The sequence below is a fragment of the Polaribacter porphyrae genome (assembly GCF_002954685.1).
Lineage (GTDB): Bacteria > Bacteroidota > Bacteroidia > Flavobacteriales > Flavobacteriaceae > Polaribacter > Polaribacter porphyrae.
In genome coordinates, this window is the sequence record NZ_MSCN01000001.1 from 1,862,282 (window position 1) to 1,880,043 (window position 17,762).

General features: G+C 31.8%; 23 protein-coding genes. 4 read left to right on the forward strand and 19 right to left on the reverse strand.

The features are described from left to right. Positions 1 to 7 precede the first annotated feature (7 nt). The 19 genes from rpsH to rpsL form a co-directional block, all read right to left on the reverse strand. Positions 8 to 406 carry a 30S ribosomal protein S8 gene (gene rpsH / locus BTO18_RS08390; RefSeq protein ID WP_105015789.1) on the reverse strand — a complete coding sequence of 133 codons (399 nt, stop codon included), beginning with the start codon at positions 404 to 406 and terminating at the stop codon, positions 8 to 10. Positions 407 to 568: 162 nt separating this feature from the next. After that, a complete protein-coding gene (gene rpsN, locus BTO18_RS08395) occupies positions 569 to 838 on the reverse strand; it encodes a 30S ribosomal protein S14 (protein WP_091891535.1) in 270 nt (89 codons plus the stop codon). A gap of 3 nt (positions 839 to 841) precedes the next feature. After that, positions 842 to 1,393 carry a 50S ribosomal protein L5 gene (rplE, locus tag BTO18_RS08400; RefSeq protein WP_105015790.1) on the reverse strand — a complete coding sequence of 184 codons (552 nt, stop codon included), beginning with the start codon at positions 1,391 to 1,393 and terminating at the stop codon, positions 842 to 844. Between the two features lie 8 nt (positions 1,394 to 1,401). Beyond that, a complete protein-coding gene (gene rplX, locus BTO18_RS08405; RefSeq protein ID WP_105015791.1) occupies positions 1,402 to 1,704 on the reverse strand; it encodes a 50S ribosomal protein L24 in 303 nt (100 codons plus the stop codon). Between the two features lie 17 nt (positions 1,705 to 1,721). After that, positions 1,722 to 2,090, reverse strand: a complete 369-nt coding sequence (gene rplN / locus BTO18_RS08410; protein ID WP_068363309.1) for a 50S ribosomal protein L14 — start codon at positions 2,088 to 2,090, stop codon at positions 1,722 to 1,724. Position 2,091: 1 nt separating this feature from the next. Next, positions 2,092 to 2,349 carry a 30S ribosomal protein S17 gene (gene rpsQ / locus BTO18_RS08415; protein ID WP_091891527.1) on the reverse strand — a complete coding sequence of 86 codons (258 nt, stop codon included), beginning with the start codon at positions 2,347 to 2,349 and terminating at the stop codon, positions 2,092 to 2,094. A 20-nt stretch (positions 2,350 to 2,369) separates the two neighbouring features. Further along, on the reverse strand, positions 2,370 to 2,561 hold the full coding sequence (gene rpmC, locus BTO18_RS08420; RefSeq protein ID WP_105015792.1) for a 50S ribosomal protein L29: 192 nt from the start codon (positions 2,559 to 2,561) through the stop codon (positions 2,370 to 2,372). A gap of 11 nt (positions 2,562 to 2,572) precedes the next feature. Further along, positions 2,573 to 3,004 (reverse strand): 50S ribosomal protein L16, encoded by a 432-nt coding sequence (gene rplP, locus BTO18_RS08425; RefSeq protein ID WP_105015793.1) that lies wholly within the window; start codon positions 3,002 to 3,004, stop codon positions 2,573 to 2,575. Positions 3,005 to 3,026: 22 nt separating this feature from the next. Further along, the gene (gene rpsC, locus BTO18_RS08430; RefSeq protein ID WP_105015794.1) at positions 3,027 to 3,743 is read right to left on the reverse strand and encodes a 30S ribosomal protein S3; all 717 of its coding nucleotides are present in this window, start codon (positions 3,741 to 3,743) and stop codon (positions 3,027 to 3,029) included. A gap of 11 nt (positions 3,744 to 3,754) precedes the next feature. Next, positions 3,755 to 4,159 carry a 50S ribosomal protein L22 gene (gene rplV / locus BTO18_RS08435; RefSeq protein ID WP_105015795.1) on the reverse strand — a complete coding sequence of 135 codons (405 nt, stop codon included), beginning with the start codon at positions 4,157 to 4,159 and terminating at the stop codon, positions 3,755 to 3,757. Positions 4,160 to 4,166: 7 nt separating this feature from the next. Continuing rightward, positions 4,167 to 4,445 carry a 30S ribosomal protein S19 gene (rpsS, locus tag BTO18_RS08440; protein ID WP_105015796.1) on the reverse strand — a complete coding sequence of 93 codons (279 nt, stop codon included), beginning with the start codon at positions 4,443 to 4,445 and terminating at the stop codon, positions 4,167 to 4,169. Positions 4,446 to 4,452: 7 nt separating this feature from the next. Then, complete coding sequence (rplB, locus tag BTO18_RS08445) at positions 4,453 to 5,277, reverse strand: 50S ribosomal protein L2 (protein WP_105015797.1); 825 nt, start codon at positions 5,275 to 5,277, stop codon at positions 4,453 to 4,455. Between the two features lie 11 nt (positions 5,278 to 5,288). Beyond that, positions 5,289 to 5,579, reverse strand: a complete 291-nt coding sequence (gene rplW / locus BTO18_RS08450) for a 50S ribosomal protein L23 (protein ID WP_105015798.1) — start codon at positions 5,577 to 5,579, stop codon at positions 5,289 to 5,291. An 8-nt stretch (positions 5,580 to 5,587) separates the two neighbouring features. After that, complete coding sequence (gene rplD, locus BTO18_RS08455) at positions 5,588 to 6,217, reverse strand: 50S ribosomal protein L4 (RefSeq protein WP_105015799.1); 630 nt, start codon at positions 6,215 to 6,217, stop codon at positions 5,588 to 5,590. Further along, a complete protein-coding gene (gene rplC / locus BTO18_RS08460; RefSeq protein ID WP_105015800.1) occupies positions 6,217 to 6,834 on the reverse strand; it encodes a 50S ribosomal protein L3 in 618 nt (205 codons plus the stop codon). Before rplC ends, rplD begins: the two co-directional genes overlap by 1 nt. Before the next feature lie 295 nt (positions 6,835 to 7,129). Further along, a complete protein-coding gene (gene rpsJ, locus BTO18_RS08465; protein ID WP_068363283.1) occupies positions 7,130 to 7,435 on the reverse strand; it encodes a 30S ribosomal protein S10 in 306 nt (101 codons plus the stop codon). Positions 7,436 to 7,454: 19 nt separating this feature from the next. Next, complete coding sequence (fusA, locus tag BTO18_RS08470) at positions 7,455 to 9,572, reverse strand: elongation factor G (protein WP_105015801.1); 2,118 nt, start codon at positions 9,570 to 9,572, stop codon at positions 7,455 to 7,457. A gap of 3 nt (positions 9,573 to 9,575) precedes the next feature. Further along, complete coding sequence (gene rpsG, locus BTO18_RS08475; RefSeq protein WP_105015802.1) at positions 9,576 to 10,055, reverse strand: 30S ribosomal protein S7; 480 nt, start codon at positions 10,053 to 10,055, stop codon at positions 9,576 to 9,578. 27 nt (positions 10,056 to 10,082) lie between these two features. Next, positions 10,083 to 10,457 carry a 30S ribosomal protein S12 gene (rpsL, locus tag BTO18_RS08480; protein ID WP_015482216.1) on the reverse strand — a complete coding sequence of 125 codons (375 nt, stop codon included), beginning with the start codon at positions 10,455 to 10,457 and terminating at the stop codon, positions 10,083 to 10,085. A gap of 236 nt (positions 10,458 to 10,693) precedes the next feature. On the opposite strand from rpsL, the gene BTO18_RS08485 reads away from it, so the two are divergent. The 4 genes from BTO18_RS08485 to BTO18_RS08500 all read left to right on the forward strand — a co-directional run bounded on the left by BTO18_RS08485 (position 10,694) and on the right by BTO18_RS08500 (position 17,632). After that, positions 10,694 to 12,301 (forward strand): ShlB/FhaC/HecB family hemolysin secretion/activation protein, encoded by a 1,608-nt coding sequence (locus BTO18_RS08485; protein WP_146106899.1) that lies wholly within the window; start codon positions 10,694 to 10,696, stop codon positions 12,299 to 12,301. 133 nt (positions 12,302 to 12,434) lie between these two features. Next, on the forward strand, positions 12,435 to 15,632 hold the full coding sequence (locus tag BTO18_RS08490) for a SusC/RagA family TonB-linked outer membrane protein (protein WP_105015804.1): 3,198 nt from the start codon (positions 12,435 to 12,437) through the stop codon (positions 15,630 to 15,632). A gap of 6 nt (positions 15,633 to 15,638) precedes the next feature. Further along, a complete protein-coding gene (locus tag BTO18_RS08495) occupies positions 15,639 to 17,132 on the forward strand; it encodes a RagB/SusD family nutrient uptake outer membrane protein (RefSeq protein ID WP_105015805.1) in 1,494 nt (497 codons plus the stop codon). A gap of 311 nt (positions 17,133 to 17,443) precedes the next feature. After that, entirely contained in the window at positions 17,444 to 17,632 is a 189-nt protein-coding gene (locus BTO18_RS08500) for a BstA C-terminal domain-containing protein (protein ID WP_105015806.1), read from the forward strand. Positions 17,633 to 17,762 lie beyond the last annotated feature (130 nt).

The window sequence follows — 17,762 nt, forward strand, 5'->3', positions numbered from 1 at the left end:
CAAGATATTAATAAACGTAACATAAAACTTCTCCTCCAACATTCTCTTGACGTGCTTTTTTGTTTGTCATTACACCCTTAGATGTAGAAACAATAGCAATTCCAAGTCCGTTTAATACTCTTGGCATCTCTTTAGAGCCAACGTACTTACGTAAACCTGGTGTACTGATTCGTTGAATTTTTCTGATAACTGACTCTTTTGTGTCTCTGTCATATTTTAAGGCAATTTTGATTGACCCTTGTACAGAATCATCATTAAATTGATAACTTAAAATATACCCTTGATCAAACAAAATTTTGGTCATTTCCTTCTTCAAGTTCGAAGCAGGAATTTCTACTACTCTGTGTCCAGCAGCAATAGCATTTCTTACTCTAGTAAGAAAATCCGCAATTGGATCTGTGTACATATTTAATTAAATTGCGATTACGGTTTTCAATTATCTCTATTTAACCTACAGTTTTTACTGTGAAAATCGAACCTATAATCAGTTAATATTCTTATACTCAAAAAAAATAGAGCGTGCAAAGATACACATTCTATTTTTATTTTTAAGTTTTATTTTAGATTTCTACCAACTTGCTTTTTTAACACCTGGTATTAATCCTTGATTCGCCATTTCACGAAACGTAACACGTGAGATACCAAATTGTCTCATATATCCTTTTGGACGCCCAGTAAGTTTACATCTGTTGTGCATTCTTATTGGTGAAGCATTTTTTGGTAATTTTTGCAAAGCTTCATAGTCTCCAGCTTCTTTTAAAGCTTTTCTCTTTTCAGCATATTTTGCAACTGTTTTTGCTCTCTTACGCTCGCGCGCTTTCATTGATTCTTTAGCCATTTCTTAATTTTTTTTGAATGGTAAACCTAATTCTCCTAATAATGACTTTGCTTCTTTATCAGTATTTGCAGATGTTACAAACGTAATATCCATACCGTTAATTTTTTTAACTTGGTCAATATTAATTTCTGGGTAGATGATTTGTTCAGTAATACCTAAATTGTAATTACCTCTTCCATCAAATCCGTTAGCTTTTATACCGTTAAAGTCTCTTACACGTGGTAAAGAAGCTGTAACTAATCTGTCTAAAAACTCGTACATTTTATCACCTCTTAACGTAACTTTTACACCAATTGGCATTCCTTTACGTAATTTAAATGATGCAACATCTTTTTTAGACATTGTAGAAATCGCTTTTTGACCAGTAATTTTAGTCAACTCTTCTACAGCATAATCTATTAATTTCTTATCTGCAATTGCAGCACCAACACCTTTAGAAACAACAATCTTCTCTAATTTAGGCACTTGCATTACATTTTTATAACTGAATTCTTCAGTAAGAGCTTTTATTACTCTTTCTTTATATTCTGATTTTAATCTTGGTACGTAACTCATGATTATTTCTATTTATTCGTTTTTTTAGAGATTCTAGTTTTAGTATCTCCATCAACATTATAACCAACTCTTACAGCTACACCATCTTCAATTAACATAACGTTAGAAATGTGTAATGATGCTTCTTTTTTTACAATACCACCTTGAGGATTTTGAGCACTTGGCTTTGTGTGTTTAGAAACTAAATTGACACCCTCTACTAATACTCGATCTTTATTCTTGATAATTTGTAAAACTTTACCTTCAGATCCTTTATGATCTCCTGCAATTACTTTTACAGTATCTCCTGATTTTAGTTTGAACTTCTTCATCTTGTTTGTATAACGATTTAAAGCACTTCAGGTGCTAATGATACTATTTTCATGAATTGTTTCTCACGAAGTTCACGTGCAACAGGACCGAAAACACGAGTTCCTCTCATTTCCTCTGTAGGATTTAAAAGTACACATGCGTTATCATCGAATCTGATATAAGATCCATCTTTACGTCTTACTTCTTTTTTAGTTCTTACAACAACTGCTCTAGATACTTGACCTTTTTTTACAGTTCCGTTTGGAGTTGCAGCTTTTACAGATACAACAATCTTGTCTCCAATACTTGCGTAACGTTTTTTTGTTCCTCCTAAAACTCTAATTACTAAAACTTCTTTAGCTCCAGTATTATCTGCTACTTTTAATCTTGATTCTGTCTGTAACATATTATTTAGCTCTTTCTAGGATTTCTACTAATCTCCAACGTTTAGATTTACTCATAGGTCTAGTTTCCATAATCCTAACAGTATCACCTTCGTTGCAATCATTCTTTTCGTCGTGTGCAACATACTTCTTCGTTTTTAAAACAAACTTTCCGTACATTGGGTGTTTTACTCTTTTTGTTTCTGATACAACAATAGATTTCTCCATTTTGCTACTTGAAACTACACCTATTCTCTCTTTTCTAAGATTTCTTTTTTCCATCTTTAAAACTGACTATAGAATTATTGTAATTCTCTTTTTGTTAATTCTGTTGCAATTCTTGCTACAGTTCTTCTTAAACCTCTCAATTGCAATGGGTTCTCCAAAGGAGTAATTGCGTGAGCCATTTTAAGATCAGTATAATTTTTCTGCAACGCTCCCAACTTCTCATTAAGATCTGCTGTAGATAATTCTTTAATTTCTGATTGTTTCATTGTATATCGAATTAAGCGTTAATATCAAAATCTCTTGCTATTACAAACTTCGTTTTTACTGGAAGTTTTTGAGCTGCTAAACGTAAAGCTTCTTTTGCAACGTGCATTGGTACACCACCAACTTCAAACAAAATTCTACCTGGTTTAATAACTGCAACAAAATGATCTGGTGCACCTTTACCCTTACCCATACGTACTTCTAAAGGCTTTTTGGTGATAGGCTTATCTGGAAAAATTTTAATCCATAACTGACCTTCTCTTTTCATGTGACGTGTAGCTGCAATACGAGCTGCTTCAATTTGACGAGAGGTAAGTAAATTTTGATCCAAAGATTTAATTCCAAACATACCATTAGAAAGCTGGTTTCCTCTTTGAGAATTACCAGTCATATTCCCTTTCGCCTTCTGTACCTTACGATATTTTACTCTTTTTGGCTGTAACATTTTTAATTTCTAGTTTTAAAAATTATTTTCTTCTACGAGGTCCACGTTTAGATCTGTCACCACCTTTATTACCTTGCTTTTTAGACAAACCTACTAAAGGAGATAATTCTCTTTTACCATATACCTCACCCTTCATAATCCATACTTTAACACCTAATCTTCCGTATTGAGTATGAGCCTCTACAAGTGCATAATCAATATCTGCTCTAAAAGTAGAAAGTGGAATTCTTCCCTCTTTATAATGTTCAGAACGTGCCATTTCAGCACCATTTAAACGACCTGAAATTTGAACTTTAATTCCTTCAGCATTCATTCGCATTGTAGCCTGAATAGCCATTTTTACAGCTCTCTTGTAAGAAATTCTATTTTCAATTTGACGTGCAATACTTGTTGCAACTAATTTTGCATCTAATTCTGGACGTTTAATTTCAAAAATATTAATTTGAACTTCTTTGCCTGTAATTTTTTTAAGCTCTTCTTTTAACTTATCTACTTCCTGACCTCCTTTACCAATAATAATTCCTGGACGTGCAGTTGTAATAGTAACGGTTACAAGTTTTAAAGTACGCTCTATAATTACTCTAGAAACACTTGCTTTTGATAATCTAGCATTAATATACTTTCTTATCTTATCATCTTCAGCAATTTTATCTCCGTAGTCATTTCCACCATACCAGTTAGATTCCCAACCTCTGATGATTCCTAAACGATTTCCTATTGGATTAGTTTTTTGTCCCATTTCTACTTTGATTAATTACTTAAATTTTTACTACCTAACTCTAGAGTAACGTGATTAGAACGCTTACGTATTCTATGAGCACGACCTTGTGGAGCTGGTCTTAATCTTTTTAACATTCCTGCGCTATCAACATAAATTGATTTCACATATAATCCTGCGTCTTCAATAGATGCATCTTCATTTTTAGCTTGCCAGTTTGCTATTGCAGACAACAATAATTTTTCTAAATTGATAGACGCCTCTTTTGGACTGAACTTTAAGATTTGTAAAGCTTTTTCAACCTCTACTCCTCTTACTTGATCTGCTACTAAACGCATTTTTCTTGGTGATGTAGGACAGTTAGTCAGCTTCGCGAAAGCACGTTGCTTTCTGTCTGCTTTTAACTGATCTGCCATATTTTTTTTACGAACTCCCATTTCCTACTTATTTTTTACCTTTATTTTTTGCACCTGCATGTCCTCTAAAAGAACGAGTTGGTGAAAATTCGCCTAACTTATGACCTACCATGTTTTCTGTAACATATACTGGCACAAACTGGCGTCCATTATGAACTGCTATAGTTTGACCTACGAAATCTGGAGATATCATACTTGCTCTTGACCAAGTTTTTATCACAGATTTGTTACCAGATTCTACATTAGCTAACACTTTTTTCTCTAATTTATAGTGAATGTAAGGTCCTTTTTTTAATGATCTTGCCATAACTTAATTATTTCTTTCTACGTTCAATAATGTACTTATTACTAGCTTTTGTCTTAGATCTTGTTTTGAATCCTTTCGCAGGAATACCATTTCTAGATCTTGGATGACCTCCAGAAGAACGTCCTTCTCCACCACCCATTGGATGATCAACAGGATTCATTCTTACAGCGTTAACCCTTGGTCTTCTACCTAACCATCTTCTTCTACCTGCTTTACCAGATACTAATAATTGATGATCTGAATTAGATACAACTCCAATAGTAGCTACACAAGTTAATAAGATTAATCTTGTCTCACTTGAAGGCAATTTAACAGTTGCATATTTACCATCTCTTGCCATTAATTGGGCAAAAGAACCAGCAGAACGAGCCATAACAGCTCCTTGACCCGGACGTAATTCTATACAAGATATTGTAGTCCCTAAAGGTATTTCACTTAAAGGCATGGCATTTCCGATTTCTGGAGCTACTCCACTACCAGAAACAATAGTTTGACCAACTTTCAATCCATTTTGAGCAATAACATAACGTTTTTCTCCATCAGCATAATTTAACAAAGCTATAAAAGCTGTACGATTTGGGTCATACTCAATTGTCTTTACTGTAGCAGGTACATTCGTTTTATCTCTTTTGAAATCAATAATACGATACTTTTGTTTATGACCTCCACCTATATTACGCGTAGTCATTCTACCCTGATTATTTCGACCTCCAGATCTTTTTTTCGGTGCCAATAATGACTTTTCCGGCTTATCAGTAGTAATGGTGTCGAACCCGTTTACAACTCTAAAACGCTGACCTGGTGTTATTGGTTTTAATTTTCTAACTGACATTCTGTCTTTTCTTAAAGATTGTTATAAAAATCAATACTATCTCCTTCTGCTAATTGAACGATAGCTTTCTTATATCCACTTTTAATACCAGTTACTAAACCTTTTTTAGTGTACTTTGTATTTCTTTGAATTGGATAATTTAAAGTCTTAACGCTAGATATAGAAACTCCATAAGCTGATTCTACAGCATTTTTAATTTCTACTTTATTAGCATTCTTATTTACAACAAATGCATAACGATTAAACAATTCGCTATCATTAGTTGCTTTTTCTGTAATAATAGGTTTTATTAAAATACTCATGATTTTCCCTATTTACTTAAATGTGAATTAATACCTTCTAAAGCACTTTCTGTCATAACTATTTTATTAGCGTTTAAAACACCATAAGTATTAATTTCTGAAGAATTTATAACTTTAGAATTCTTTAAATTTCTTGATGATAAATAAACATTGCTGTTTTCTCCATCTAAAACGAATAATGATTTCTTTGTATCAAGTTCAAAAGACTTTAAAACATTTACAAAGTTTTTTGTTTTTGGAGAATCGAAGTTAAAATCTTCTACAACAACTAAATTATTATCATTTGCTTGAATACTTAAAGCAGATTTTCTTGCTAAACGCTTTAAGTTTTTATTTAATTTGAAGGAGTAATTTCTTGGTCTTGGACCAAACATACGACCTCCACCTCTAAAAACACCAGACTTGATAGAACCTGCTCTTGCAGTACCAGTTCCTTTTTGTTTTTTTATCTTTCTTGTACTTCCTACGATTTCAGCTCTTTCTTTAGATTTGTGAGTACCTTGCCTTTGATTAGCTAAATACTGCTTTACATCTAAATATATAGCATGGTCATTAGGTTCTACACCAAATACATCATTAGAAAGTTCAACTTTTCTACCTGTATCTTTTCCTGTAATATCTAAAACTGCTACTTCCATTATTTCTGAATAGTTACAAAAGCATTCTTGTGACCAGGAATTGCTCCTTTTACAACAAGTAGATTCTTTTCAGCAACTACTTTTAATACTCTTAAATTTTGTACTTTCACTTTATCTCCTCCCATTCTACCTGCCATACGCATCCCTTTGAATACTCTTGCAGGATAAGATGCAGCACCAATAGAACCTGGGGCTCTTAATCTGTTATGCTGACCATGAGTTGCTTGACCTACACCAGCAAAACCATGACGCTTAACAACACCTTGAAAACCTTTACCTTTTGAAACTCCTGAAACATCAACAAACTCACCTTCAGTAAAATGCTCTACTGTTATTGAATCCCCTAATTTAAAATTTTCTTCAAAACCTTGAAATTCTGCTACCTTCTTCTTTGCAGTAGTTCCAGCTTTCTTAAAGTGACCATCTAACGCTTTGTTAGAACTTTTTGCTTTTTTGTCATCGAAACCAAGCTGTAACGCATTATATCCGTCAACTTCTTCAGTTCTGACTTGGGTGACAACGCAAGGACCTGCTTCAATAACGGTACATGGAATATTCTTTCCATTCTCGTCAAATAAGCTGGTCATTCCAATTTTTCTTCCTATTAACCCAGACATTTAGTTAAAATTTTAGACGATAGATTTTTCTCCAGCGCGTCTATTATTAATTATTTTTTTGAAACAAAAGTTTCATTTTACACATCTTTTAAGTCAAACTCAAAAAAAACAGCGTAAAAACATCTTCTACACTGAATTTGTTTTTACCGTTTTTCCTTTGCGAAACGCTCTGGACATGTTATCATTATTGAAGAAATCTTCTAAAATGATTTTACCCTATTCTATTTCGGGTTGCAAAAGTATAAAAAACTTTCGATTTAAAAAAATAAACCGAAAGTTATTACAATATGTATGCTTATACTTTGATTTCAACCTCAACACCACTTGGTAACTCAAGCTTCATTAAAGCATCAATAGTTTTACTTGAAGAACTATAGATGTCTAATAACCTCTTGTAAGCAGCTAACTGAAATTGCTCTCTAGATTTTTTGTTTACGTGTGGAGAACGTAAAACTGTAAAAATCTTTTTATGTGTTGGTAATGGTATTGGTCCGTTTACAACAGCTCCAGTACTTTTTACCGTCTTTACTATTTTTTCAGCAGATTTATCTACTAAATTGTAATCGTAAGACTTTAATTTTATTCTAATTTTTTGACTCATCTTATATAATATTAGTAGATTAACCTTTTGCAGCAGCTATTACTTCCTCTGAAATGTTTGATGGAGTTTCTGCATAGTGTGAAAATTCCATAGTAGAAGTTGCTCTACCAGAAGACATTGTTCTTAAAGCAGTAACATAACCAAACATTTCTGATAATGGAACTGTTGCTTTTACAACTTTAGAACCAGCTCTATCTGACATATCTGAAACCTGACCTCTTCTTCTATTTAAATCTCCTACGATATCACCCATATTTTCTTCTGGAGTTAATACCTCTAACTTCATAATAGGTTCCATAATTTTAGCTCTTGCAGCTTTTGCAGCAGCTTTATAACCTAATTTTGCAGCTAATTCAAAAGATAACTGATCAGAATCCACAGGGTGGAAAGATCCATCACGAAGAGTAACTTTCATTGAATCCATTTCATAACCTGCTAATGGACCATTTTTCATTGCTTCTTTGAATCCTTTCTCTACAGAAGGAACAAATTCTTTAGGTACATTCCCACCTTTAATTACAGATTCGAATTGTAAACCTTGAGTACCCTCATCTGCAGGCTCCATAGTAAATACGATATCTGCAAACTTACCACGTCCACCAGATTGTTTCTTGTAAACTTCTCTATGATCTGCAGCAGCAGTAATAGCCTCCTTATATTCAACTTGAGGTTGACCTTGATTTACATCTACTTTAAACTCACGCTTTAAACGATCCACAATGATATCTAGGTGTAATTCACCCATTCCTGATATAATTGTTTGACCAGAAGCTTCGTCAGTTCTTACTGTAAATGTTGGATCTTCTTCAGCTAGTTTTGCCAAAGACATCCCTAGTTTATCAACATCTGCTTTCGTTTTAGGTTCAACAGCGATACCAATTACTGGATCTGGAAAATCCATTGATTCTAATATAATTGGATTCTTTTCATCAGATAAAGTATCACCAGTCTTGATAGATTTAAATCCAACAGCTGCACCAATATCTCCTGCTTCAATATAATCGATAGCATTTTGCTTATTAGCATGCATTTGATAAATTCTAGAAATACGTTCTTTTTTTCCTGAACGATTGTTTAGTACATATGAACCAGCATCTAGTCTACCTGAATAAGATCTAAAGAATGCTAAACGACCAACAAAAGGATCTGTAGCAATTTTGAATGCTAATGCAGCAAATGGTTCTTTTGCATCTGGCTTTCTTGAAATCTCTTCACCTGTATCAGGATCAGTTCCAATAATAGCATCTTTATCTAAAGGTGAAGGCAAATAACGACATACAGCATCTAACAAAAACTGAACACCTTTGTTTTTAAATGCCGAACCACAAATCATAGGTATGATAGCCATATCCATAACTGCAGCTCTTAAAGCAGCATGCACTTCATCTTCTGTAATAGAATCTTCATCTTCCATGAATTTCTCTAATAAGTTCTCATCGTAACTTGCTACTTCTTCAATTAATAAAGCTCTATATTCTTTTGCTTCTTCCTTTAACTCTTCTGGGATTTCAATAACATCAAATGTTGCTCCTTGTGTTTCATCATGCCACACAATAGCTCTATTTTTAACTAAATCTACTATTCCTTTAAAATCTCCTTCTTCACCAATTGGTAAAACGATAGGTACTGCATTAGAACCCAACATTTCTTTCACTTGAGTGTTTACGTTCAGGAAATCAGACCCTTGACGATCCATTTTATTTACGAAACCAATTCTTGGCACTTTGTAGTTATCAGCTAGTCTCCAGTTAGTTTCAGATTGTGGCTCAACACCATCAACTGCACTGAATAAGAAAACTAATCCGTCAAGAACTCTTAATGAACGGTTTACTTCAACTGTAAAATCAACGTGGCCTGGAGTATCAATAATATTGAAGTGATATCCTTTTGTATCTGGAGTATCTTTTGCGTTCTCTTGTGGAAATTTCCACTCACAAGTTGTAGCTGCAGAAGTAATTGTTATACCTCTTTCTTGCTCTTGTTCCATCCAGTCCATTGTAGCTGCACCATCATGAACCTCTCCAATTTTATGAGAAACCCCTGTGTAATACAATACACGTTCTGTAGTTGTAGTTTTACCAGCATCAATATGTGCTGCAATACCAATATTTCTTGTATATTTTAAATCTCTTGCCATTTCTTAAAATCTGAAGTGTGAGAATGCTTTATTTGCTTCTGCCATTTTATGAGTATCTGTACGCTTTTTAACAGCTGCTCCTTCTTCTTTAGCCGCAGCTAAAATTTCAGCAGCTAAACGTTGAGCCATAGTTTTTTCGTTTCTCTTACGAGTATACAAAATCATCCATTTGATAGCCATAGATACTTTACGATCTGGTCTAATTTGCATTGGAATTTGGAATGTTGCACCACCTACTCTTCGAGATCTTACTTCTACGTGAGGCATTACATTAGATAAACCATCTTTCCAAATCTCTAAAGCTGTTTTTTCTTCAGCTTCACCTTTCTTTTGCTCTATGATATCCATTGCATCATAAAATACTTTGAACGCTACAGATTTTTTACCACTCCACATCAAGTTATTCACAAAACGTGTTACCAACTGATCATTAAATTTTGGATCTGGTAAAAGCTCTCTTTTTTTCGCTCTTCTTTTTCTCATGTCTTTACATTAAAAAAGTTAATAATTTTACTTCTTTGGGCGTTTTGCTCCGTATTTTGATCTACGTTGCGTTCTTCCTTCAACTCCAGCAGTATCTAAAGCACCACGTACTACGTGATATTTTACACCTGGTAAGTCTTTTACCCTTCCACCTCTAACTAATACTATCGAGTGCTCTTGCAAGTTGTGTCCTTCACCTGGGATGTATGCGTTTATCTCATTACCATTTGTCAATCTAACTCTGGCAACTTTACGCATAGCAGAATTAGGTTTCTTTGGTGTAGTAGTATAAACACGTGTACAAACCCCACGTCTTTGTGGACTTCCTTGTAACGCAGCCGATTTACTCTTCTTAGTTATTTTGGTTCTTCCTTTACGAACTAATTGTTGAATAGTTGGCATACTAAATAATTATTGTTTTTCGTTTATATTAAACATTACCCTATTTTTAAGGGTTTGCAAATGTACAACTAATTTCTAATTATTCAAATATCAGTAAGTTATTTTTTAGTTACATGTTTTTTTACATCACTTTACCTGATTTTAAATTACTTTTGACGTTAAAGAGTTTTAAAAAATTGAAGAGTAAATTTATACCTTATATATTATACCTTTTTTTATTAATAAATTTTAATGGATTGTTTTCACAAGAATTAAGTTTAATAATCAATTCTAAAAAAGAAAATGAAAAATTGATTTTAAAAAAAATTGATTTTAAAAAAAAACACAACGATTCAGTTTCAGTTTATATAGAAATATCAAAAATATCATCTTACCTCAAAAAAAAAGGTTTTTTTACCAATACCATTGATAGTATCACTATCAAAAATCACAAAATTTTTATAGCTTATTTTTCATTAAACAAAAAAGTAAATAAGGCTCTAATTTCAATTAGTGAGGGGGATAAAGTTTTTTTTGATGAGAAAAAAATAAAAAAAAATTCAGTTGAAATACCTATTAAAGAACTTCAGGTTAAATTAGAAGAAATATCAAAAAAATTAGATTTAGAAGGTAGGTCGTTCTCGAAAGTGAAATTAGAAAACATAAAAATTAATAACAATATTTTATTTGCTGAATTAAAAATTTATCAATCAAAAAAAAGAAAGTTTAATAAAGTTATTGTAAAAGGATATATAAACTTCCCGAAATCATTCCTGAAAAATTATTTCAACATAAAGGATAATACAGTATTTAACAAAGAAAAAATTAAAAACATATCCTTATTAACTAAAAGTTTAGAATTTGTTAAAGAAATAAAGTCACCTGAAGTTTTATTTACAAAAGACTCTACTTCTTTATATCTGTATTTAAAAAAGAGACAAAATAATAGTTTTGATGGTATTGTAAATTTTGCTTCAAAAGAAAATGGAGGGATTCTTTTTAATGGAAATATTGACTTAAAATTAAGTAACGTATTAAATACTGGTGAAAAATTCAATTTATTTTGGAATAGTATTGGTAATGAGCGACAAGAATTTAAAATTTCATCTGAAATACCATTCATTTTTAACTCCAAATTTTCACCAAAAGTAATATTCTCTATTTACAAGCAAGATTCTACTTTTTTAAATACTAAATTTGAGTCAAAAGTATTTTATAATATCAATTCTAAAGCAAAACTAGCATTGACTTATAATACTGAATCATCGGAAAACACTGACACAAATATTAATAACAATATTGAGACTTTTGACAACTATTTCTTTGGTATTAATTTTCAATATAGAGTTCCTAAAAATGATGTTTTCTTTAATAACAAACTCTACATTAATATAAACCCATCTTTTGGGCAAAGAAAAACGCAATCAATTAAATCTAATCAACTTAAACTTACAGCAAATGCATCTTATATTTTCGACTTATCAAAAAGAAGTAGTATTTACATCAAAAATGAAACTGGCTACTTAAATTCTAATAATTACTTTGATAATGAACTTTTTAGAATTGGTGGTGCTAATTCAATAAGAGGTTTTAATGAACAGAGTTTATTCACGAACAACTACAGTTATTTTAATTTAGAATATCGTTATTTAACATCTACTGAATCATTTTTGTATTCTATTACTGATTTTGGAGGATTAAATACAGTTAAAAGTCAACAAAACTTTTTAACACTAGGCTTAGGTTATCTATTTATAAAAAATAAAAGCATTATTAATATAAATATTAGTTTAGCAAAAAAAAACAGAACAAACGTAAATATACAAGATACAAAACTAATAATAAGTTTGGTTACAATGTTTTAAGAAAAAATATTTAAGGTCTTGCATTGTAAAATATTTCCATAATCTGTTACGTTTTAACTTATTTTAACAAATATAGTTGTAGAATTAACATAATTTTTTAATATTTGAGCAATTAATTCAAATTAAATAAATAATGAAAACAAAGTTTAAAGGAATTTTAACGCTTTTAATAGCGTTTACTGTGCAGGTCGCCTTTGCACAATCAAAAACTATTTCTGGAACAATATCCGATAATTCAGGACCCATTCCAGGGGTAAGTATTTCAATTAAAGGCACTACAAATGGTACTGAAACAGATTTTGATGGTAAATACACTATAAAAGCTAGAATTGGAGATGTTTTGGTTTTTAGCTATTTAGGGTATAAAACAATAGAGAAAAAAGTTGGAATTCCAAATATAATGAGTTTAACTTTAGAAGAAGATTCTAGTACTTTAGATGAGGTAATTGTCGTTGCCTACGGATCTCAATCAAGAGCTTCACTAACTGGTTCTGTGAGTGTAATTGATTCAAAACAAATTGAAAATGCAACTTTCTCCAATCCTGCAAAAAGTTTAGAAGGTTTAGTATCTGGGTTAAGAATTATACAAGCTGATGGAAACCCGGGATCTGACCCTATCATCAGAATAAGAGGGTTTGGTTCAATAAATGCTGATAGTGCTCCTTTAATAGTTTTAGATGGAATTCCTTACAGTGGAACTTTAAGTAGTATTAATCCACAAGATATTGAATCTACGACAGTTTTAAAAGACGCCTCATCCACCTCTTTGTATGGTAACAAAGCCTCTAATGGTGTTTTATTAATCACTACAAAAAAGGGATCTAAAACTAAAACACAAATAAGCATTGATACAAGAATAGGTGTTACGCAAAGAGCTGCTAAAGAATATGATGTAATTAATACTCCAGGTAATTTTTATGAAAAATATCATAGTGTATTAGCTAATTCTGAATTTTACAGACAAAACGCGGCTGGTACACCAATAACGATTCAGCAAGCAAGGCAAGTAGCATCTAATAACTTAATATCAAGTTTAGGATACAATCTTTATGATGTTGCCGACAATGTTTTAGTAGACCCTTCAACAGGAAAATTAAATAGTTCTGCAAATTTATTAATAAATGAAAAATGGGATGATTATTTATTCACTGAAAACGCTGCGTTTAATTCAACTAACTTAAATATTTCTGGTGGATCAGAAAATATTACATATTATTTTTCTTTAGGTACAGAAACAAACAATGGATACACTACAGGAAGTAAGTTTGAAAGACAAACAGCTCGTTTAAAAGTTAATTCATCTAAAATAGCTAATATCTTATCTTTAAGTGGAGATGTAGCTTATGCTAAATCTTTTAGTAGTGCAGTACCTTCAACCTTAAATGCTTCTGGTGTTCCAACAGGTTTTTTCTCTAACGCTTTCTCGTGGACAAGAAGAATTGCACCAATTTTTCCAGTCTTTCAATATGATGAAAACTGGAATCCAATTCCTAATCCTAATAACCCTAGTGGTATTGCTTATGACTTTGGTTTTCCTCAAGTATTCCCTAACGGTTCAACAAGAGGTCCAAGAAATTATGCTCCTGGAGAACATCCTCTAGCTGTAATAGAAAACACAACCGAAACTAACGAAAGAGACAACTTTAATGCTTCCTTTAGAGCAAAAATTGATTTACCTTTTGATATTAAATTTGAGTATGTGATGAACTACTTAACTGAAGCTGATAAGGGGACAGATTTCTCAAGACCAGGGGCTGGTGCTTTTGCTGAAGCACAAAATGGGTTATTGACTAATAATAGAGATAATTTTTCAGCTTTTACCAACCAACAATTATTGACTTGGAAAAAAGATTTTGGAATTCACAGCTTCGATGTTTTGTTAGGTCATGAAACTTATGAAGAGAAATTTACAACTTTATCCCTTACTAAATATAACCTAATTTCTGATTTTAGCCCAATTCTTGATAACACATCTGTTTATATTAGTGCTTCAAACTACAACACGAGATATTTATCTGAAGGTTATTTTTCTAGATTTATCTATGGATTAGATAATACTTATTATTTGAATTTAACCGCTAGATATGATGCCTCTTCTGTATTTGCTCCGTCTACTCGTTGGGGAGCATTTTGGTCTGCAGGAGCATCTTGGATTTTAAGTAATGAAGACTTTTTAAAAGATTCTAATATAATTAACTTTGCTAAATTAGCCGTTAATTATGGTACTACTGGTAATGATAGAATATTTTATCAAGGAACATCTGTTAGAAATTTTTTAGCTTATCAAAATCAAGATATTATTGGGGAAAATGAAGGTTCGTTAACTCAAGATTTCCAATCTTTAGGAGGTTCTGATATAACTTGGGAAAAATCTGGTAGTTTAGATATAGCCTATGAAATGAGCTTATTTAATAGATTAAATCTTTCTTTAGGTTACTACAGAAAAGAAACAAAAGATTTACTATTTAATAATCCATTACAATTATCTACTGGAGCTGCATCAAGACCAGAAAATTTTGGTTCTATGGTTAATAGTGGTTTTGAAGCAGAAATTGCTTGGAATGCAGTTCAGAAAGAAAAAATTAACATTAATTTTAATGCAAATATATCTACTCTTAAAAATGAGATTACAGAATTACCAAAAGATTCTATACAAGTTGGTAATTTCAGAAGAGTAAAAGGAAAAAGTATATTTGATTATTTTATGGTAAAATCTGCTGGTGTTAATGCTACTAATGGTAATGCTCAATATTATACTATTGACCAAGCAACTGGAAATGAAGTTATCACAGAAGACTATGCAGATGCAGTTACTAATGGAAGACAGTTTTTAGATAAACAAGCAATACCGACTATTACTGGTGGTTTTGGTACAAATATTGATATTGGAAACTTCTCTTTAGGTCTTCAATTTGCTTATCAAATTGGAGGTTATGGTGTTGATAATGAGTATTTTGCAATGCTTGGGGCTACGCAAAATGTCACAAACTTTGCTGGGTACGAAGATACTTGGACCTTTGATAACCAGACAGCAAGTTTACCAAGGGTAGATCCACTGGCTCCAGATCAATATCGATTATCTGATTTATATTTAGTTGACTTAAGTTATTTAAGTTTAAATAATATTAATTTTGGATATATGTTACAGAATGAGGCAATCAAGAAACACCACATAGATAGTATTAGATTTTATGGCACGGTAAATAATGCCTTCCTCTTATATAGTGCTAGACAAGGATATGATCCACGTCTAAATTCAGTAGGTTCTTCTTCAGCTGAATATGGAGCCAACAGAACAATTGCTTTTGGCTTAAATATAAATCTTAATTAAAAAAATATGAAACAAAAAATAATTTTTAGTAACAAAACAAGTAAATATTTTATCTTGTTTTTAACCACAATACTTTATATTTCTTGTGGTGATTTTGATACTAGACTTGATGAAGAAAGATACTTTTCTGAAAATCATGCTGAAGAAAATGCTCTTGCTGGAAATACTCAAGGTCTAAAAGCTATTGATGGAGCAATTCTAGCTTATTTTAGAGATGGAGAAAATGGTGCTGGTAGTACTGATGAGTTTGGCTTAAAAGCTGTTGATCTAGGAATGGATTTGAGAAGTAATGATATGGACATGAGTAGAAATACTTGGTTTGGTGCTTACAACAATTATGATAATGTAATATTAACATCAAATGATAATGATTTTATATGGGAATTCTTTTACAGAATAATCAGTAATTCTAATAAAATTATAAATTCAATCCCAGATGACTCTCCTCAAGAAGTACTTGTTTTTAAAAATAAAGCTTATGCTTACAGAGCAATTGCTTACTTTTATCTTGTGAGAATTTACCAACATACAAAAGCAGATGATTCAACAAAAGCAATACCAATTGATTTTGGAACTTTTGAAGGTCAAAACAGATCAACTGTAGGTGAAGTTAAGAAACAAATAATTGATGATTTAACAACAGCTTACAAAGGTCTAGAATCTTATTCTAGAACATCTAAACAAGAAATCGATGCAAATGTTGTAGCTGCATATCTAGCAAGATATTACTTGACTTATGAAAATTGGCAAGAAGCTGAAAAATATGCAGATATTGCAATGAATGCTGGGATTATAAGTAGTGATGTTTCCCACGGTTTTGACGAATTATCTTTATCTGAAGCAATCTGGGGATCAATAGTAACACCTTCAACTTCTGAAATCTATGCATCTTTTTTCTCACATGTAAGTCAAATCAATGATGGTTATAGCGGATGGAACCACTTTAAAACAGCAAATTCCAATTTAGTGGACGCACTACCAGCATCAGACTTAAGGCATTCTTGGTTTGCAGATCAAGACTATGGACCTAATGTTTTATTAGTACCAGATACATGGACGCATTATAATATTACCCCAAAATATACTAGTTTAAAATTTATTGCACAGCCAGGACCAGGTCAATTTATTGGAGATTATATCTATTTAAAAAATACAGAATTCATTCTAACCAAAGCTGAAGCTTTAGCAAGACAAGGTAAAGATGGAGATGCTCAAGAAGTTTTGTATTCTTTAAATTCTGTTAGAAACCCTAACTACACCAAATCAACTAACACTGGACAGGCTTTAATTGATGAAATCTTGTATTACAGACGAGTTGAACTATGGGGTGATGGTGTTGCATCTTTTGATATGGCAAGATTAGGAGTTGGACTTAATAGAAAAGACGGTAGAATCAATCGTGTTATGCCAGGTGCAGATTTAGTAATACCTGCAATGGATAGTAAAATGATTTATCAAATTCCTATCAGAGAAATTGATGCTGCTGGACCAGATTTTTAATTTTCTAAATTCAATTTACACACTGAAGGTAAACTGCCTTTTAAGCAGTCATGGTCGGAATTTCTTCCGACCATTTCTTTTTAAGTCTCAAAATGGTGTAAATTTCCTTTACTATCAAGAAGAATCACTGAAATAGCTAAATTTATAAGTTCCATCCTAAATCTTTTTTAGCATTTTATAACTTTTTTATATCGAACTCACTTTAGGTTAAGAAATGCCAGATAAAGCAGAAAACGGAAAGCAAATAATACCTGATATTTCAGTTGGTAGAATGTTTTCTAACTACTTAAAGAAAACTGATTCTGAATTTAATGGAACTCATAAATATTTATGACCATTCTTTTTCAGATAATAGACAAGATGTAGAAGCAAGAATATATCTAATAGAAGCTTTAGCTGTATTCAGTAAATTTGTCTCTAATAAATGGGTCCCAGAAAATGCACATAAATACTTTAAGGAGCGTGACACAGTAGCTTTAGATTATCTACCTAAATATTAGGTAACTAAAATATTTAAAAAACCCGAAATTAGATTGCTTGGGCTAATTTTTTATTTGGTTTAAACTTGTATGTAGTTATCTAAAATTATTACTCAATCTAAAATAAAAAAGTCGGGAGAAAAATCGTCCG

What these genes read in the sequence shown, in the direction of transcription:
- rplN (WP_068363309.1), bottom strand. Translation starts at nt 2,090, where the DNA reads ATGTTACAGACAGAATCAAGATTAAAAGTAGCAGATAATACTGGAGCT.
- rplB (WP_105015797.1), bottom strand. Translation starts at nt 5,277, where the DNA reads ATGTCAGTTAGAAAATTAAAACCAATAACACCAGGTCAGCGTTTTAGA.
- rplP (WP_105015793.1), bottom strand. Translation starts at nt 3,004, where the DNA reads ATGTTACAGCCAAAAAGAGTAAAATATCGTAAGGTACAGAAGGCGAAA.
- rplE (WP_105015790.1), bottom strand. Translation starts at nt 1,393, where the DNA reads ATGAGTTACGTACCAAGATTAAAATCAGAATATAAAGAAAGAGTAATA.
- rpsS (WP_105015796.1), bottom strand. Translation starts at nt 4,445, where the DNA reads ATGGCAAGATCATTAAAAAAAGGACCTTACATTCACTATAAATTAGAG.
- rplV (WP_105015795.1), bottom strand. Translation starts at nt 4,159, where the DNA reads ATGGGAGTTCGTAAAAAAAATATGGCAGATCAGTTAAAAGCAGACAGA.
- rpsL (WP_015482216.1), bottom strand. Translation starts at nt 10,457, where the DNA reads ATGCCAACTATTCAACAATTAGTTCGTAAAGGAAGAACCAAAATAACT.
- rplW (WP_105015798.1), bottom strand. Translation starts at nt 5,579, where the DNA reads ATGAGTATTTTAATAAAACCTATTATTACAGAAAAAGCAACTAATGAT.
- rpsG (WP_105015802.1), bottom strand. Translation starts at nt 10,055, where the DNA reads ATGAGAAAAAGAAGAGCGAAAAAAAGAGAGCTTTTACCAGATCCAAAA.
- BTO18_RS08495 (WP_105015805.1), top strand. Translation starts at nt 15,639, where the DNA reads ATGAAACAAAAAATAATTTTTAGTAACAAAACAAGTAAATATTTTATC.
- rpmC (WP_105015792.1), bottom strand. Translation starts at nt 2,561, where the DNA reads ATGAAACAATCAGAAATTAAAGAATTATCTACAGCAGATCTTAATGAG.
- fusA (WP_105015801.1), bottom strand. Translation starts at nt 9,572, where the DNA reads ATGGCAAGAGATTTAAAATATACAAGAAATATTGGTATTGCAGCACAT.
- rplX (WP_105015791.1), bottom strand. Translation starts at nt 1,704, where the DNA reads ATGAAGAAGTTCAAACTAAAATCAGGAGATACTGTAAAAGTAATTGCA.
- BTO18_RS08490 (WP_105015804.1), top strand. Translation starts at nt 12,435, where the DNA reads ATGAAAACAAAGTTTAAAGGAATTTTAACGCTTTTAATAGCGTTTACT.
- rplC (WP_105015800.1), bottom strand. Translation starts at nt 6,834, where the DNA reads ATGTCTGGGTTAATAGGAAGAAAAATTGGAATGACCAGCTTATTTGAC.
- BTO18_RS08500 (WP_105015806.1), top strand. Translation starts at nt 17,444, where the DNA reads ATGGAACTCATAAATATTTATGACCATTCTTTTTCAGATAATAGACAA.
- rpsH (WP_105015789.1), bottom strand. Translation starts at nt 406, where the DNA reads ATGTACACAGATCCAATTGCGGATTTTCTTACTAGAGTAAGAAATGCT.
- rpsQ (WP_091891527.1), bottom strand. Translation starts at nt 2,349, where the DNA reads ATGGAAAAAAGAAATCTTAGAAAAGAGAGAATAGGTGTAGTTTCAAGT.
- rpsC (WP_105015794.1), bottom strand. Translation starts at nt 3,743, where the DNA reads ATGGGACAAAAAACTAATCCAATAGGAAATCGTTTAGGAATCATCAGA.
- rpsJ (WP_068363283.1), bottom strand. Translation starts at nt 7,435, where the DNA reads ATGAGTCAAAAAATTAGAATAAAATTAAAGTCTTACGATTACAATTTA.
- rplD (WP_105015799.1), bottom strand. Translation starts at nt 6,217, where the DNA reads ATGGAAGTAGCAGTTTTAGATATTACAGGAAAAGATACAGGTAGAAAA.
- rpsN (WP_091891535.1), bottom strand. Translation starts at nt 838, where the DNA reads ATGGCTAAAGAATCAATGAAAGCGCGCGAGCGTAAGAGAGCAAAAACA.